Raw genomic sequence first — 1,279 nt, forward strand, 5'->3', positions numbered from 1 at the left:
CACCAGGCGCCCCCCATGCAGCAGCGCACCGAAGATCTCCCACACCGAGAAGTCGAACGCCAACGAATGACACTGCGTCCAGACTTGCCCTGCCGACAACTCCAGGTCAGCATCCAACGTTGCCAGCAGCCCGACCACGTTGCGATGAGCAACCGCCACGCCTTTGGGCATTCCGGTGGTACCCGAGGTGTAAATCAAATACGCGATGTCGTCCGCCGCAGGAGCCGCCAACCCAATACACGGATAGGAATCGATGCGTGGGTCGTCGATATCGACGATCAGCAGATCATGACCATCGAGCCGTTTGGCCAGATCGGTGGTAGTGAGCGCGGCGATCGGCGCGGCATCGGCCACCACGAACCCGATCCGGGCATCGGGATGGCCGGGGTCGATCGCCAGATACGCTGCCCCCGTCTTCAGGACCGCCAGCATCGCCACAATCGCTTCGGCGGAACGCTCCATCAGCAGCGCCACAGACTGTCCCGCACCGGCACCATGCTCAAACAACAAGTGAGCCAATCGATTCGACGCCTCGTCAAGCTCCCGGTAGCTCATCGAGCGGCCATCAAAGGTCAAGGCCACCACCTCCGGTGTGCGCGCCACCTGCGTGGCGAACACCGCGGGAATCGACTCCCCAACCTGGGCCGGCAAGCTCAGTACCGCGCGGTTGCCGACCTCATCGAGGCGGGCGTGCTCACCGGCATCGAGCACATCGATCGACGACACCCGCCGAGCCGGGTCGGCGGTCAGCGCCATCAACACTCGCTGCAAGCGCTCAACCAGTGCGTCGATGCTGGCAGTGTCGAACACATCGGTGCGAAACTCGACCGTGCCAGCGATCCCGGCAAGCTCCCCGTCCTCGGTGAAACGTTCCGCAAGCGAGAACGTCAAATCCATTCGGGCAGTGTGGGTATCCACCGGCAGCGGAGTCAGCTCCAAATCACCCAACCCTAGACCGGCGACGGGATCCCCGGCGAAGTTCTGCCAGGCCAGCACCACTTGGACCAGCGGGTGATAAGTCAACGACCGGGTCGGGTTGAGCCGCTCGACGAGGACCTCGAAGGGCACATCTTGATGCTCGTAGGCGACCAGGCTGCGTGAGCGCACCTGCGCCAACAACTCCGACACGGTGGGATCCCCGGCCACATCGACGCGCAACACCAAGGTGTTGACGAAAAAGCCGACCAACTCATCCAAGACCGGGTCACGTCGTCCCGCGATCGGGAACCCCACCGCCACATCGGAACTGGCGCTTAGTTTGGCCAGCAACACCGCGAGC

1 protein-coding gene is annotated in these 1,279 nt (G+C 63.4%); it reads right to left on the bottom strand.

What is annotated here, in order from left to right; genetic code table 11:
- On the bottom strand, positions 1-1,279 hold a 1,279-nt coding region (locus tag AC5Y5W_RS24905; RefSeq protein WP_500022660.1), incomplete at both ends, for an AMP-binding protein.

The organism is Mycobacterium sp. NGS51 (assembly GCF_059812525.1).